Origin of the sequence: Hymenobacter sp. CRA2, from assembly GCF_002007105.1 — a bacterium.
Taxonomy (GTDB): Bacteria; Bacteroidota; Bacteroidia; order Cytophagales; family Hymenobacteraceae; genus Solirubrum.
In genome coordinates this window covers 157,189-171,679 of sequence record NZ_MVBC01000002.1, presented here as the reverse complement: position 1 = coordinate 171,679, position 14,491 = coordinate 157,189, and the positions used below count along the sequence as shown (strand labels likewise).

At 57.3% G+C, this 14,491-nt stretch carries 11 protein-coding genes; 1 reads left to right on the top strand and 10 read right to left on the bottom strand.

Going from position 1 to position 14,491, the window contains the following annotated elements; translation table 11 throughout:
- Nucleotides 1–83: 83 nt before the first annotated feature.
- From B0919_RS04480 to B0919_RS04470, 3 genes are all read right to left on the bottom strand, one after another.
- Entirely contained in the window at nt 84–2,555 is a 2,472-nt protein-coding gene (locus B0919_RS04480; RefSeq protein ID WP_078011023.1) for a DEAD/DEAH box helicase, read from the bottom strand.
- 2 nt (nt 2,556–2,557) lie between these two features.
- Entirely contained in the window at nt 2,558–3,328 is a 771-nt protein-coding gene (locus B0919_RS04475) for a Hachiman antiphage defense system protein HamA (RefSeq protein ID WP_176132849.1), read from the bottom strand.
- Between the two features lie 168 nt (nt 3,329–3,496).
- Nucleotides 3,497–6,964 (bottom strand): methylmalonyl-CoA mutase family protein, encoded by a 3,468-nt coding sequence (locus tag B0919_RS04470; protein ID WP_078011021.1) that lies wholly within the window; start codon nt 6,962–6,964, stop codon nt 3,497–3,499.
- Between the two features lie 119 nt (nt 6,965–7,083).
- Here B0919_RS04470 and B0919_RS24585 point away from each other — a divergent pair, with 119 nt between their 5' ends.
- On the top strand, nt 7,084–7,596 hold the full coding sequence (locus tag B0919_RS24585) for a hypothetical protein (protein ID WP_139361905.1): 513 nt from the start codon (nt 7,084–7,086) through the stop codon (nt 7,594–7,596).
- A 5-nt stretch (nt 7,597–7,601) separates the two neighbouring features.
- Here the strand turns inward: B0919_RS24585 and B0919_RS04465 are convergent, their stop codons facing one another.
- From B0919_RS04465 to B0919_RS04435, 7 genes are all read right to left on the bottom strand, one after another.
- Nucleotides 7,602–8,204: a Uma2 family endonuclease gene (locus B0919_RS04465; protein WP_078011020.1), complete on the bottom strand. Its 603-nt coding sequence runs from the start codon at nt 8,202–8,204 to the stop codon at nt 7,602–7,604.
- A gap of 115 nt (nt 8,205–8,319) precedes the next feature.
- Nucleotides 8,320–9,192 (bottom strand): hypothetical protein, encoded by an 873-nt coding sequence (locus B0919_RS04460; protein ID WP_078011019.1) that lies wholly within the window; start codon nt 9,190–9,192, stop codon nt 8,320–8,322.
- A gap of 194 nt (nt 9,193–9,386) precedes the next feature.
- Nucleotides 9,387–10,130 carry a DUF434 domain-containing protein gene (locus B0919_RS04455; protein ID WP_078011018.1) on the bottom strand — a complete coding sequence of 248 codons (744 nt, stop codon included), beginning with the start codon at nt 10,128–10,130 and terminating at the stop codon, nt 9,387–9,389.
- An 89-nt stretch (nt 10,131–10,219) separates the two neighbouring features.
- Nucleotides 10,220–11,053, bottom strand: coding sequence for a carboxypeptidase-like regulatory domain-containing protein (locus B0919_RS04450; RefSeq protein ID WP_176132848.1), 834 nt, complete (start codon nt 11,051–11,053; stop codon nt 10,220–10,222).
- Nucleotides 11,054–11,200: 147 nt separating this feature from the next.
- A complete protein-coding gene (locus tag B0919_RS04445; protein ID WP_176132847.1) occupies nt 11,201–12,067 on the bottom strand; it encodes a carboxypeptidase-like regulatory domain-containing protein in 867 nt (288 codons plus the stop codon).
- Nucleotides 12,068–12,137: 70 nt separating this feature from the next.
- Complete coding sequence (locus tag B0919_RS04440; RefSeq protein ID WP_078011015.1) at nt 12,138–13,988, bottom strand: glycoside hydrolase family 15 protein; 1,851 nt, start codon at nt 13,986–13,988, stop codon at nt 12,138–12,140.
- 131 nt (nt 13,989–14,119) lie between these two features.
- Complete coding sequence (locus B0919_RS04435; protein WP_078011014.1) at nt 14,120–14,473, bottom strand: hypothetical protein; 354 nt, start codon at nt 14,471–14,473, stop codon at nt 14,120–14,122.
- Between the last annotated feature and the right edge of the window lie 18 nt (nt 14,474–14,491).

Below are 14,491 nucleotides of genomic sequence, written 5' to 3'. Positions count from 1 at the left end.
CGGCTTAGGGAGGCTGGGGCTTCTGTGTATTGGTTCAACCTATATTGGCTGGTATACATCTGTGACGTATACCAGCCGGGCTATTATCTGATATGATATTTGACCTCAAAAACTAGTATTCTGTTTTCTCCATTCTCTGACATTGCTTGAGCTATGTTTGGATTGATAATAATAGTATCAGTTTCAAGGTCTATTGTTATGTAATCTTGGTAAATTTCTTTTGTGAGTGTTTGAGCCAGCTCTATAGTAAAGCCGTTCTTAAGAAAACAGATTATGGTCTGATTGTCAGTTCCGTATTTTATTTTATTGTAAAACATGTTCTCAATAAGTCCTAGTCCATTTATTATTTCGATATATTTAACTAGGTAGTTGTCTATGTAATCCTGTTCCTCCTTGGTTCTTACAATAGCGAGATTGATAAGCTGTTTTTCGGTTTTCTGGTTACGGTTTATGTATCCATTTGATCCTTTTTTCTGTTCGTAGTTGATGTCGCCCCATTTATTGCCTACGTAGATCAATGGGTTATCAGAAGACATCCAGAGGTTTACAAGATTAATAACCATCTGACTAAATGGTAGAGCATCTGCCTTCCATTGCAAAAGAATGGTGTAGTACCGCTGAACGCTAGGGGACGTCATTCTTTTGAAATGCTCGTTCAAGATATCAATGTCTCTGGTAAAGAGTAATGTTATTGCTCGTATTAGGTAAGATGATGTATTTATATCAAATAGTAGGTTTTCTGCAAAATTTTTCTTTAAAATTTCTTCGTTTTTCTTGATATCGAAATCGTGAACGTTGTTTTTATAGCATAACTGCGCGATTATTGATTGTGCATAAGTCACAGAATTGCTATCAACTGTGTTAGGTTCGATGTTCTCAAGATATTCTAACGATTCTGCTGCTTTAGACTTCTCATCAGAGTCTTCTATATCATCAATGTCTTTTAGAAGTACATTATCAATGTCGTCCAAGATGACTAGGTCAGATCTTAATGAGCGTTCTATAAAATTATTAATGTTTGCCTTGTTGCTAACATATTGTCCTTTAATAAAATATATTGATGGCTCCAGGCGCTGTAAGCTTCCTGTTGAGCTGTGAAAAATTTCACTGAACCTGCATATTCGCCCTATAAGGTTTTTTAATTCTGGTTTTGTGAAGTATCTATTGCCGATTTTAGGTGATAGAATGAATAGTTTGTCAGCTGGGATATTTACTCCTTCAAGTAAGGTTGAGTTTGTAACGATATATTCAAAATATTGCTGCTGTGAGAAAGCGCTTTCTATATACAATCTTATAATGTCAGGTACTGAGCCATGGTGATACACTGTGCCTTTTTTGATGCAATCAATAAGGTAATATTCAGGATGTACGTATTCTGCGATTGATGCTATAAGTTCATCAATGCCTTTATTCAGGCTCCTTTCAGGCTCTGTCGTTGCTGCTTTTATTGAGAAATTTTCTATATCTCGTGGCTTGTTTAAGTATATGATATTCTTGCTTGCTTTGTGTTTGCTAACGAATATTAAATCGGTGGTGCCACTATGGCCTGTTATGGGAATAAACTTATTTGTGAATTGGTCATAGAGTTCAAGGTTTTTATTATTCTGGACGTCAATAGAAAAATATTTCTCAATTTTTATGAATTCTTCAGTCTTCTTATATGATAGTTGTTTGGGTAAGTATGGGGATTCTAGGCTACGGGTGTCTGCTATGAACGGAGAGAAGAAGTTAATGATAGAATTTGGATTCCTTTTTCTTGTTATTAATAAAACTTGCGCTAGCAAAATTGCTCTATCGTCTCCTTTTAATAAATTATGCGCTTCGTCTACAAGAAGAATATCAAGCGTGAAATCGGGAAATTTTTGTATTAATCTTAATAGTCTCTCCTGAGTAAGTATAGCAATGAAGCTTTCCTGATTGTTTAAATACATATCAGGGTGCGTGATTATTTTATTCAGTTCATTATCTGAGCCGTTGTTGATTAGCCGTCGTTTGGTTTGCGCTAGCAATGATTTTGTCGGTACAATCACACATACTTTCTTGGATTTATTCTTCTTTATTTTATCTATGATTATTTCTGATTTGCCGTATGAGGTGGGTGCGACTAATGCAAAGTCGCCTTCTGCTGAAGCAGCAAATTTTGCTAAATCTAGCTGGCCTTCTGATAAGTAAATTCCATCCTGTGCGAAGTTTTCCTTATAAGAAGAAAGCAATACATTGAAAAAACGATTTTCGGATTCGCTTCTTCTTTCTTGTAGAAAATTCCTCTCTATGTATTTAGATATTGGAATGTACCCTTTGTTTATAGATACATCGTATAGTGGTATATAAAATTTGAATTGGTTGCAATAAGATAATATAATTCTATATCCTAGCTTTTCAAGGCTGGAATCAATTTGATTTAATAGTATTATAGCCGTTTTTAATAAATAATGTTTTTCTTCCTCTTCTAGTGAATCGGCGTTATTAGAAATTAGCTTAGAGTAAGCTATTTCAAAGTACGAGCTTGTTAGTGCCTTGCGAAACTGCGGAATTGTTAATGTTTCCTTGTTCATGGCTAAATGGATTCTTTAATCAAAAAACGTTCAACTTTCTTGTATGTCGTCTTTTGTATGCAAAAGATTATGCTTTTTTGGAACGTACCTGATTTGATAAGCTTTTTCTGGAATTTTTTTATATTATCAGACAAGATTCTATCCGTTAAACAATGGTATAAAACTGTTATTATAATTACGTTCCTCTTTGTGCCAACACTTAGATCTTTACTTGGAAAATCATTAGATAAGAGTGCGCTAGCCTTTATTTTATCCGGACCATCTAAAGTTAATCTAGCGTCGACAATTGCACTAAACCATCGATAGTCACTATTTTCTAGTAGAGTATTTGTTAATCCAGTCTTAGCTCGATTTAGTAATACTCGGTTATAGGTTGTCGAGTCCTTTAGTCTGCTGTTTCCAGACTTGACTTCCGAATACCATATTGAGTTGTCAGTGTCATGGAGATATATAATGTCAAAGCCCTTTCTTATGCTTCTCTCTTCCTTGTTAGCTAAAATTGATACTGTTTTAAGCAATAAATGATGCTTGTTTATTAATATGTGCGCAAGTAATTCGCCTATCATTCCTTTTTTCGTCTTTAAATCTTTCCCATTATATCGTTCTAAAAATTCCTTAACAGTCCACTTATATGTAAAAAGAGTTGAATTGTCATTTACATTGGCTGCGCCGCTGAATAGTTTGGCTAAACAATTTCTTATTTCTCTTTTGAATTCTATACAGAAGTCCTCTACGTAACATAACGTAAAATCAGGCTCTGCTTCTACTTTCACTCCCTTGAATGGCATTTTATTAAAACTAAGATTTGGAGGGAAGTTTAACTCACTTGGCTTCGCTCTGTACTATCTAAAAACTAGAAGCCGAGCATACTAGCCATCTTGCTGGATATGCAAGATAACAAGTATACTCGGCTTATTATATGGCAAAGCAGCCGCCTCAGCTTACATATTCCGCCGGTACTGGCCGCCTACTTCGAACAGGGCGTTGGTAATCTGGCCGAGGGAGCAGGACTTCACCGTTTCCATCAGCTCCTCGAAGAGGTTGCCGTTTTGCACGGCCACCTGCTGCAGGCGCTTCAGGGCTTCTTCAGCTTTGTCGCGGTTGCGGGCGTGCAGGGCCTGCAGCATCGTGATTTGGTACTGCTTTTCCTCCTCGGTGGCGCGGATAACCTCGGCCGGCTGCACCGTGGGCGAGCCTTTGGAGGAGAGGAAGGTATTCACGCCGATGATGGGCAGCTCGCCGGTGTGCTTCTGCATCTCGTAGTACAGGCTTTCCTCCTGGATTTTGCCGCGCTGGTACATGGTTTCCATGGCGCCCAGCACGCCGCCGCGCTCGGTGATGCGGTCAAACTCCAGCATCACGGCTTCCTCCACCAGGTCGGTCAGCTCCTCGATGATGAAGGAGCCCTGGATGGGGTTTTCGTTGCGGGCCAGGCCCAGCTCCCGGTTGATGATGAGCTGAATGGCCATGGCCCGGCGCACCGATTCCTCCGTGGGCGTGGTAATGGCCTCGTCGTAGGCGTTGGTGTGCAGCGAGTTGCAGTTGTCGTAGATGGCGTACAGCGCCTGCAGCGTGGTGCGGATGTCGTTGAAGTCGATTTCCTGGGCGTGCAGGGAGCGGCCCGAGGTCTGGATGTGGTACTTCAGCATCTGCGAGCGGGCATTGGCCCCGTACTTCAGCTTCATGGCCTTGGCCCAGATGCGGCGCGCCACGCGGCCCATCACGGCGTACTCGGGGTCCATGCCGTTGGAGAAGAAGAAGGAGAGGTTGGGCGCGAAGTCGTTCACGTCCATGCCCCGGCTCACGTAGTACTCCACGAAGGTAAAGCCGTTCGAGAGCGTGAGGGCCAGCTGGGTGATGGGGTTGGCGCCGGCCTCGGCAATGTGGTAGCCCGAAATCGAGACCGAGTAGAAGTTGCGGACCTTCTCCTTGATAAAATACTCCTGCACGTCGCCCATGAGACGCAGGGCAAACTCGGTGCTGAAGATGCAGGTGTTCTGGGCCTGGTCTTCCTTCAGGATGTCGGCCTGCACGGTGCCGCGCACCTGGCTCAGCGTGCGCGCTTTGATGGGCCCGTACACTTCGGCCGGCAGCACCTGGTCGCCGGTCACGCCCAGCAGCATCAGGCCCAGGCCGTCGTTGCCCTCGGGCAGCTGGCCCTGGTAGCGCGGGCGCTCCTGGCCCAGCTCCCGGTAGATAGCGTCGATTTTCTGGTTGACTTCCGCTTCCAGGCCGTGCTCCTTGATGTACAGCTCGCACTGCTGGTCGATGGCCGCGTTCATGAAGAAGGCGGCCAGCTGGGCGGCGGGGCCGTTGATGGTCATCGACACCGACGTAACCGGGTCGGCGAGGTTGAAGCCGGAGTAGAGCTTCTTGGCGTCGTCGAGGCAGCAGATGCTCACCCCGGCGTTGCCGATTTTGCCGTAGATGTCGGGACGGTGGTCGGGGTCTTCGCCGTAGAGCGTCACCGAGTCAAACGCGGTGCTCAGGCGCTTGGCGGGCAGGCCGGCCGACACGTAGTGGAAGCGGCGGTTGGTGCGCTCCGGGCCGCCTTCGCCGGCGAACATGCGGGTGGGGTCTTCGCCCTCGCGCTTGAAGGGGAACACGCCGGCGGTGTAGGGAAACTCGCCGGGCACGTTTTCCTGCAGCATCCACTTGAGCAGGTCGCCCCAGGCGGTGTAGCGCGGGGTGGCCACCTTGGGCACTTGCAGGTGGGAGAGGGTTTCGGAGTGCGTCTTGATGCGGATTTCCTTGTCGCGCACCTTAAACACGAACTCCGGGGCTTTGTAGGCGGCTACCTTTTGCGGCCAGGTTTCCAGGAGTTTCCAGTTTTGCCCGTCCAGCCGGAGTTTGATTTCCTCGAAGGTTTTCTCCAGGCCGGCTGTGAGCTGATCGGGCTGGAGTCCGTCGCGGCTGCTCCCCCCGGTTCCGTTTGCGGCGCCAAGGCTCCGGACGGCGTCAAGGCTTTGGCGGAGTCCGTAGAGCTGCTGAGCGGTTTCGGCTTGTTTATCGGCCCACTGGTCATATTGGCGGATGGTTTCGGTGATTTCGGAGAGGTAACGCGTGCGGTGGGGCGGAATGATATACACCTTCTCGCTTTGTTCCTCCGAGGTTTCGAGGTGGGACAGGAAGGCTGCCCCGGTTTTGCGCTCAATGGTGCTGAGCACGGCCCGGTACAGGCGGTTCATGCCCGGGTCGTTGAACTGCGAGGCGATGGTGCCGAACACGGGCAGCTCGTCCAGCTTGGTTTCCCAGAGCTGGTGGTTGCGCTGGTACTGCTTGCGTACGTCGCGCAGCGCATCCTGGGCACCGCGCTTGTCAAATTTGTTGAGCGCAATGACGTCGGCGAAGTCGAGCATGTCGATTTTCTCCAGCTGCGTGGCCGCCCCGTACTCGGGCGTCATCACGTACAGGCTGGCGTCGCTGTGCTCGATGATTTCGGTGTCGGACTGCCCGATGCCCGAGGTTTCGAGGATGATGAGGTCGAAGTCGGCGGCGCGCACCACGTCCACCGCGTCCTGCACGTAGCGCGAGAGGGCGAGGTTGCTCTGGCGAGTGGCCAGGCTGCGCATGTACACGCGCGGGTTGTTGATGGCATTCATCCGGATACGGTCCCCGAGTAGGGCGCCGCCGGTCTTGCGCTTGCTCGGGTCGACCGAGATGATGGCAATGGTCTTGTCGGGGAAGTCGAGCAGGAAGCGGCGCACCAGCTCATCCACCAAACTCGACTTACCGGCGCCGCCGGTGCCGGTGATGCCGAGGATGGGGGCTTTCTTGGGCGAGGACGAAGCCGCGTTGATGCGCTGGTCGCTGCCGAACTCCGCCTTCTGGAAATCGGCAATGAGCTGGCCTTTCACGCGCTCGAACTCGTCGGGGAAGTTTTCGGCGGCCGAAATCAGGCGGCCCAGCGAGCGGGCGTCTTTTTCCTTGACGTGGCCGGCTTCGCCGTTCAGGTTCTGGCCCGTGGGGAAGTCGGCTTTTTCGAGCAGGTCGTTGATCATGCCCTGCAGGCCCATGGCGCGGCCGTCGTCGGGCGAGTAGATACGGGTGATGCCGTAGCCCTGCAGCTCCTCGATTTCGGCGGGCAGAATCACGCCGCCGCCGCCGCCGAAGATTTTGATGTGACCCGCGCCGCGCTCCTGCAGCAGGTCGTGCATGTACTTGAAGAACTCGTTGTGGCCGCCCTGGTAGGAGGTAATGGCAATGGCCTGGGCGTCTTCCTGGATGGCGCAGTCCACGATTTCCTGCACCGAGCGGTTGTGGCCAAGGTGAATGACCTCGGCGCCGCTGGCCTGGATGATGCGGCGCATGATGTTGATGGCCGCGTCGTGGCCGTCGAACAGCGCGGCCGCCGTGACGATGCGGACGTGGTTCTGGGGTTTATAGGGAGCTACGGGAGCTGGGTGCATGGTAGATTCCGAACGAGTGGGAAATGGGCGGCTAAAGTACGAAAAAGCCCCGGTGGGGTGACACGCGGGGCTAACGAGTGTTAGGCACTAATTCCTATATTAGTGGCAAAGTATATCTTATGGAAAACAGCGAAGTTCTTGAAACGGTAGTGTTGCGTTGGAAAGGCCCTTATACCTATGAGCAAATCCAGGAATTACCAGATGGCAATGGCTTATATCTTTTGACTGGGAAAAAAAGATACAGCCGTGCATCAACAGATAAGGCGTTGTATTGTGGAATCACGGAGGGAAAATTTAGAACGCGGATAAATGAGAAGCATCATAAAAAGCAGGAAATCAGAGAGGCTAACCTGAAAATCTGGCTCGGCCAGATTATATACCCTGCCAAATTTGACCGAAGCCTGTTGGAGAGGACTGAAACCTGCCTGATATCATTCTGGCAACCGGAGCTTAACGAAAAGAAGAAAGCATACTATCCGGCTCAGCCAATATGCTTTGTATCCCAGTGGTGTCGAACAGACGGCTCTGCTTATGGTCAGCGCTTCCCAGAAGATGTACGTGACCTTCAGGATGTTTTATGGTGGGATACTGATGTTTGGCGGACTGGTGATTTGAAAATCGTTCGACTGTAACAGCCTCACCGCAGCTCCGAAAGCCGCAGCCGGAAGCCGGGCAGCACCGCTTCGCCGGACAGCTCGTTATCGAAGCCCTGCACTGTTTCGGGCTCGGGCTGGCCGGGGCGGTAGATAAAGGCCGTTTCGGTGTCTGGGTCGAGCAGCCAGGCCAGCCGGGCGCCGTTGCGCAGCCAGTCGTGCATCTTGGCTTGCAGGGCTTTGATCGAATCGGTGTTGGATTTCAGCTCTACCACGAACTCCGGGCACAGAGGAGCGAACTTGTCCTGCTGCTCCGGCGTGAGGGCATTCCACTTATCAGCCGATACCCAAGAGGCGTCGGGCGAGAGGATAGAGGTGTCAGGCAGTCGGAAGCCAGTGTTGGAGTCAAACGCTTCGCCCAGCTCCTGGTGGTGTTCCCACCATTTACCGAGCTGGAAGTTAAGGCGAAAATTTCGTTTGCCGGAGCGGCTGCCGGTGGGCGACATAAGCAGGATTTCGTGATGGGCGGTGCGCTCGATGCGCAGGTCGGGGTGCTGCTGACAGAAGTCGAAGAATTCGTCGTCGCTCATGCGCTCCAGGTAGGAGCCGCCCAGCAGGATGCCACCAGATTCGAGGGAATTACGCATAGGCTAAAGATACGGTGAAACACGTGGGTGGACTACAATACCTAATAAGCGGCTGTCGGCTGACGTCAGCCAGAGCGGGCCAGCCCGGACTATTTCCGGCGCATACGGCCCTCGATTAGTCCCGCGGGCTCACGGCCGTGACGTACAAACTCAGGCTGGCGCGCAGGCTGTGCCATTGGTCCGCGGATTTGTCGCGGTAGACCATGCGGTGCAGCGGGTTTAGCGGAGCGGGCATCAGCAGCACCTGCCAGTCGCGGGCGGGGTCGGGGGCGCCGTCGATCCACTCCAGGGTCACGGCTACCCGGTCGTTCTGGCCCGTCTGCACGCGGTAGGGGCGCAGGTCGAGGTGCTGCCAGCCTTTGGCACCGTCGGGCAACTGGTAGTGAATGTCCTGGGTGAGGAGCGAGGCGGCGGGGTTGTCGTCGGCGTCGAGGGCGCGCACGTTCAGGCGCAGGCGCACGCCGCGGAAGGAGTTATTGCCGACGTAGAAGTGCACGTCTTCCAACTCGCTTTGGGGACGCAGGGCCAGTACCGTGCCCACTTCGCGGCCCAGCTTGCGGGCGGGCTCGGCGTCGCCGTTGAGGTGGAAATTGTAGTGCGTAAAGCTGAACGAGCCCTCGTGGCCTACGCGCTGGCGTTTCCAGGCGCTGGCGCGGACGGTGACGCCGCTGAGCGCGTGCGGCTGTGGCGTTAGCCGGACCGCGGGCAGATCGGCTAGTTGGCTAGCCAGGAGCTTTTGGGGCGCATAGCCGACGCAGGTCACCAGCACGGTGTCGGCGGGCTGAGCGGCAGCCAGGGCTTGCGGGGCGAAGCGGCCGGTGGCATCGGCTACGGTGCCGACGGGCTTGAATTGGACCCCGATGGAGGCGTAGGGTATGGGGGCGCCGGTGCTGGCGTCGAGCACCTGGGTTTGGGATTGTTGGGGAGGGAAGGCCAACGCGGCAAGCAGCGCCGCGCTGCTGGAGGAATAAATCCAGGAAATCAGCATCGAATAACTAAGATGAAGGGTACGCAGAAAGGAGCCCATTCGGGAAGTGAACGGTTGCAACAGCTGCGCGCAGTCATGAAGCCGGGTGCCGAAAGCGGTTGAGTAAGAGAGGTAAAACCTGCGGCTGAGGGGCCTCGGATGATGCTATAGCTCAAATCCCGCTCGGGTGAGCGGCCCAGGGGTGGTGGAATTCACTAGGCGAGGGGAATGTCCGTGTCGGGCTGGGCAAAGTCCAGCAGCCAGCGCGGCGGCGCGGCTTCCAGCGCCAAGGCAGCCAGGTTGAGCCAGCTCCCGGCGCGGTCCAGTACCACCGAATCGGACGTCACGACGATATCGGTGGTGCTGGCCAGCACGTGGTCGGGGTTCATCACGACTTCGGCCGTCCAGGGCAAGCCGAGTTCCGGGCCCAGGTCGCGCAGGCGGGCGGCGAGGCGGCCGCTGTTGGATACGGGCTGATCGAGCAACCAGCGGATAGGACCGGGGTTGAGGGGCAGCAGCGCGGCGGCCGCGAGGCGGATGGCGCGGTCGGTTTCCTGCACCGCCCGGTAGGTGCCGTGGATGCTGGACAGGTCGCGCAGGGCCGTGTCGCGGCCGCGCAGCACCACGCCGCCGCTCAGGGCCGTTTCGAGGATGATGAGCAGGTTGAAGCCGTCGATGGCGACGGGGCGGCCGCCGAGGCCGGCGGCGGGCAATTGCTTGGCGGTGCGGCCCGTGTACTGCTCGTCGGTGCAGGCGGCACGCCCTACGGCCCAGCGCTGCCGCTCGGTGAGGGCATACCGGTCGCCGACCAGCTTGAGGGTGCCGCCCGGCGGGTAGCCGCGCGTCAGCAGCCAAGACATTTCGGCCACGGCGCGGCGTAGCTCGGGCAGCCAGCGGGGCGCAAACAGTTCGACGTCGGCGGGGTGGGGGCCGCGGTGGCGGGTGTCGGCAGGGCGCATAAGCGGGCAGGTAAGGGACGCGGCGGCAAGTTGCGCGATAAAGGCCAGCCTGTCTACGGCGCTTCGGTTTCGGCCGCCCGGTAAACCGGCTACTCCATCAGCAGATCGAAGTACAGGCTGGGCTGCATGGGGTGCAGCGTCCAGAGGGCCTGGCTGTTTTCGCGCTCCACCATGGTCTGCTTGGGCTGGCGCTTGACGGGGATGCTGAAGTACTTGTTTTCGGGCTTGGTTGTCTCGCTTTGCAGCCACTGAATGGTGGCCACCACCGGCTGGGCGTCGAGCGAAATGTGGTAGGGGCGCAGGTCAACGCTCAGCCAACCCTTCTGCAGCGCGGCGCTGGTAAGCTGGATGTCCTGGGCAAGGAGGGCGCGGCCGGGCCGGCCGTTTTCGAGGGCGTAGAGGTTGAGGCGGAAGCGCAGCCGCTCGTAGCGGTTGTCGAACAAGAACACGTGGAATTCCTCCAGCAGCGCGGGGCGTTTCGGCCGGAGCACGGTGCCCAGCTCCCAGCCCCATTCGTCGTCGACGGTCTGCTTGCCGCTGCTGCCGGCCAGCCAGCGGATGTCGCCCTTGTCCTGCTTGCGGCCGAGGGTAGCGGGGTGCACCGCACGGTGGGCCACCACCACATTGTCGATAAGCTGCTCCTGGGGCATGAGCCGAAACACGCGCTGCCCAGCGGCCAGGACCGCGGGCGGCACTACTTCGCGCGAGAAGCCGACGCTGGTGATAATCAGGGTATCGGCCGAGCCGGCGGGCAGGCGCAGCAGGTAGCGGCCCTGCTCGTCGGCCACGGTGCCGAGGCCCCGGCGCGGCACGCCCAGCGTGGCAAAGGGCACGGGCTGCCCGGTGCGGGCGTTGAGCACCTGGCCTTCGAGGGGCGCGGGTGCGGTTTGGGCACGGGTGCTTAAGGCGCTGACGCTAAGCAAGCCGCTCGCAATAAGTGGATAAACCGAGGCAGCGGGAAACCCACTAAGCCGGAAGAATCGACGGAAAGTAAACAACTGGATAAAGCTAGCAACGCGTGTTTATCAAAGGTAACGCTTGCGGGAAGCTATTGCCAGCCGGTTCGGCGCTTAGTCGTATTCCTGCACGTCGAGGTACATGCCGGCGTTGGCGGGGTAGGAGCGCCACCGGGCCTCGCTTTTGTCGCGGACCAGCGTGCGGTGGCCCAGGGCCGGAAAAGTAGCGGGCCCGCCGAAGCGGTGACTCTGGGCCGTGAGCGGTTCGCCCTGCAGCCACTGAATGCCGGCGGCCACGGTCTGGCCGCGCTCCAGGTGCAGGTTGTAGCCGCGCAGGTCGACGTTCGTCCAGCCGGTTTGCTGGCTCGGAATCATGAATTGAATGTCGTCGGTGAGCAGCAGCCGGGTGGGCTGGCCGTGCTCCACGGCGTAGAGCATGAAGCGCAGGCGGATCTGGCGAAACTGGTTTTCTTCGATGTACAGGTTGAAGCCGTCGAGGTAGCAGCTGCGGCGCACGGGCAGCACGGTGGCCACTTCCCAGCCCCGTTCGTCGGCGCCCACGGCCGATACGTCGCGGATGGCGGTGTTCCAATGCGCCGTGCCGCGCTCCACTTTGCCGCCCAGGGTGGCGGGGCGCACCTGGCCGTGGCGCACCTGCACCTCGCGCAGGGTCTGCACGACGGGCGTCAGCAGATACGTGGCGCCGGCCTGCCGCAGCGCGGCCGCGGGCAGGCGCAGGGAGCGGTAGCCCACGCAGGAAATCACCACCGAATCGGTAGCGGACAGGCTGGCCGCGGGGGCAAATGCAAACCGGCCCGCTTCGTCGGCGGTGGTGCCTACGGGCTGGCCTTTGATGCCGACGGTGGCAAAGGGCACGGGCTGCTCGGAGCCGGCCGCTACCACGCGGCCCGCCAGATGCTGGGCCGCCGCGGCCAAAGGAATGTTGAAGAGGAGCAGTAAACGCAGGGTGCGGGCTATCATCGGGAACAAAGGTTTCCGGGTAGAGGGGCGGCGGCCCCTCCGAGGTTGCGCGCCCGCACAAAAATGTTGCTTACACGAAGTGCCGCCCCTCGCTGCTGCCGCCGCGGCGGGCATCCAGGTCGCGGTTGAGCTGAAACGCCGCGCTGATCAGCGCCAGGTGGGTGAAGGCCTGGGGGTAGTTGCCGATTTGCACCCCTTCGGGCCCGATCTGCTCCGAGTACAAGCCCAGCGGGCTGGCAAAGCCCAGCAGCTTCTCAAACAACAGCCGGGCGCGGTCGAGCTGCCCCGCGCGCGACAGATTTTCGATAAACCAGAACGAGCACATGGTGAAGGTCCCTTCGCCGCCGGGCAGGCCGTCGGTGGCACCGTCGTCGGTGCGGTAGCGGAAGAGCAGCGAGTCGAGCAGCAACTCCTTTTCGATGGTGCGCAGCGTGGCCTGCATGCGCGGCTCGGCGGGGCTGAACATGCGGATGAGCGGCAATAGCAGGGCCGTGGCGTCGAGGGCCGCGGCGCCGGGGTACTGCATAAAGGCCTGCCGTTCCTCGTTCCAGTAGCGGTGGTACACGTCGTGATAAATCTCGTCGCGCACGCGGAGCCACTCGGCCAGCGGGGCCGGAAACGACCGGTCGCGGGCAATGCGGATGGCGCGGTCCAGGGCCACCCAGCACATCATGCGGCCCGAAAGAAACGCGCGCTGCTCGTCGCGCACTTCCCACATGCCGTGGTCGGGGCGCTGCCAGTTCTGAGCCACGAAATCGGCCAGCCGGCTCACGTGCTGCCAGAAGTCGAAGGTGATGGCGCCGCCGTACTTGTTGTAGAGGTAGATGGTGTCGAGCAGCTCCCCGTAAATGTCGAGCTGGAACTGCTGGGCCGCGCCGTTGCCGATGCGCACCGGGCGGGAGCCGCGGTAGCCATCGAGGTGGGGTAGCTCCTGCTCGGGCAGGTCGGGGCTGCCGTCCACGGCGTACATCAGCTGCAGGTCGCCGGCATCGGCCAGCTGCTGGCAGCGCTCCATGATCCAGCGCAGAAAGTCCTTCGACTCCTGCGTGAAGCCCAGGCGCAGAAACGCGTACATGGTAAAGGCCGCGTCGCGAATCCAGGTGAAGCGGTAGTCCCAGTTGCGCGGGCCACCCACGCATTCGGGCAGGCCGAAGGTGGCGGCGGCCACCGTAGAGCCGAATTCCAGCGAGGTGAGCAGCTTCAGCGTAATGGCCGAGCGCAGCACGATTTCGCGCCAGCGCCCGGTGTAGGTGCTGCCCTCCACCCAATCGCGCCAAAACTGCAGCGTGCCTTGCAGGGCTGCGGCGGTGTAGCCCGCCAGGTCGGCGAGGCCGGAACCGGGGGCGTCGGCCACCACGGGCTCGATAACGAAGCTGGCCGCGTCGCCGGCCTGCAGCTCCCAGCTGCCGGTGGCGTCGCCCTCGGGGGTGGCCGTCACGGGCCAGTCGCTGAGCAGCCGAAACTGAAACGCGTCGGGGCCCAGGCTGCGGAAGAGCAGGCTGCCATCGGGCTGCGGCTCCGCGGCGTGGGGCGTGCGGGCGTAGTCGAAGCGCGGGGCGCAGTGCAGCCGGAAGGCCAACCGGCCCTTGATGACGCGCAGCAGCCGCACCACGGTGCCGGGTTGGCCGGGCTGCTTCACGGGCATGAAGTCGGTGAGCTCGGCAATGCCCGCCTCGCAGTAAAAGCGCGTCATCAGCACGCCGGTATCGGGCAGGTAAAGTTGCTTGCTGCGCACCGCCGGGTCGCTGGGGCCGAGGGTCCAGCGGCCGCCGTTGTCGGCGTCGAGCAGGGCGGCGAAGATGGTGGGGGAGTCGAAGCGCGTGAACGGCAGGTAGTCCAGCGAACCGGCTTTCGACACCAGCGCCACGGTGTGCAGGTTGCCAATCAGGCCGTAATCTTCCAGCGGTGGGTACGAATGCATGCGGCAGGTGGTGGGTAGAAGCCTTATAACGCAACTCCCCCGTGCCCCGCCGAACCTGGGTCTAAACAACACCGCCGGGCTGCCAACTACAGGCAGCCCGGCGGTCGGGGAGAAGCGGCACCGGCGCGGCGCTATTTCTTCTGGTGCTTATCGACGAGCTGCAGCAGCTCGTCGGCGGCTTTCTCGATGTCGTGGTAGCCTTGCTGGGCGGCGCGCTCCTTGGCGGCAATCAGGCCGTCGCGGTGCAGCTTCTTGAAGTCGCCCACGGGAAATTTGTAGCGGCCCTTCGTGTCCTCGCCCGCGCTGCTGTCCACGCCCAGGTGCCAGCGGCCGTATTCGGCGTAGTCGTGTTTGTCGAGGTAGGAGTTTTCGGCGTCGGCGTCAGGGTTGTGTTCCCGCCAGTGCCCTTCGTCGTGCAGCACTTTGCCGTCGCGGATGAGTTCGTGCGCGTATCGCACGGCTTCGGGATTGAGTTTAATGGCCATAGCTCGGTTGGGGTTGGT

Bases quoted from the DNA above. Each gene is read 5' to 3' on its own strand.
- B0919_RS04480 (WP_078011023.1), bottom strand. From the start codon at position 2,555: ATGAACAAGGAAACATTAACAATTCCGCAGTTTCGCAAGGCACTAACA.
- B0919_RS04470 (WP_078011021.1), bottom strand. From the start codon at position 6,964: ATGCACCCAGCTCCCGTAGCTCCCTATAAACCCCAGAACCACGTCCGC.
- B0919_RS24585 (WP_139361905.1), top strand. From the start codon at position 7,084: ATGGAAAACAGCGAAGTTCTTGAAACGGTAGTGTTGCGTTGGAAAGGC.
- B0919_RS04465 (WP_078011020.1), bottom strand. From the start codon at position 8,204: ATGCGTAATTCCCTCGAATCTGGTGGCATCCTGCTGGGCGGCTCCTAC.
- B0919_RS04460 (WP_078011019.1), bottom strand. From the start codon at position 9,192: ATGCTGATTTCCTGGATTTATTCCTCCAGCAGCGCGGCGCTGCTTGCC.
- B0919_RS04455 (WP_078011018.1), bottom strand. From the start codon at position 10,130: ATGCGCCCTGCCGACACCCGCCACCGCGGCCCCCACCCCGCCGACGTC.
- B0919_RS04445 (WP_176132847.1), bottom strand. From the start codon at position 12,067: ATGATAGCCCGCACCCTGCGTTTACTGCTCCTCTTCAACATTCCTTTG.
- B0919_RS04440 (WP_078011015.1), bottom strand. From the start codon at position 13,988: ATGCATTCGTACCCACCGCTGGAAGATTACGGCCTGATTGGCAACCTG.
- B0919_RS04435 (WP_078011014.1), bottom strand. From the start codon at position 14,473: ATGGCCATTAAACTCAATCCCGAAGCCGTGCGATACGCGCACGAACTC.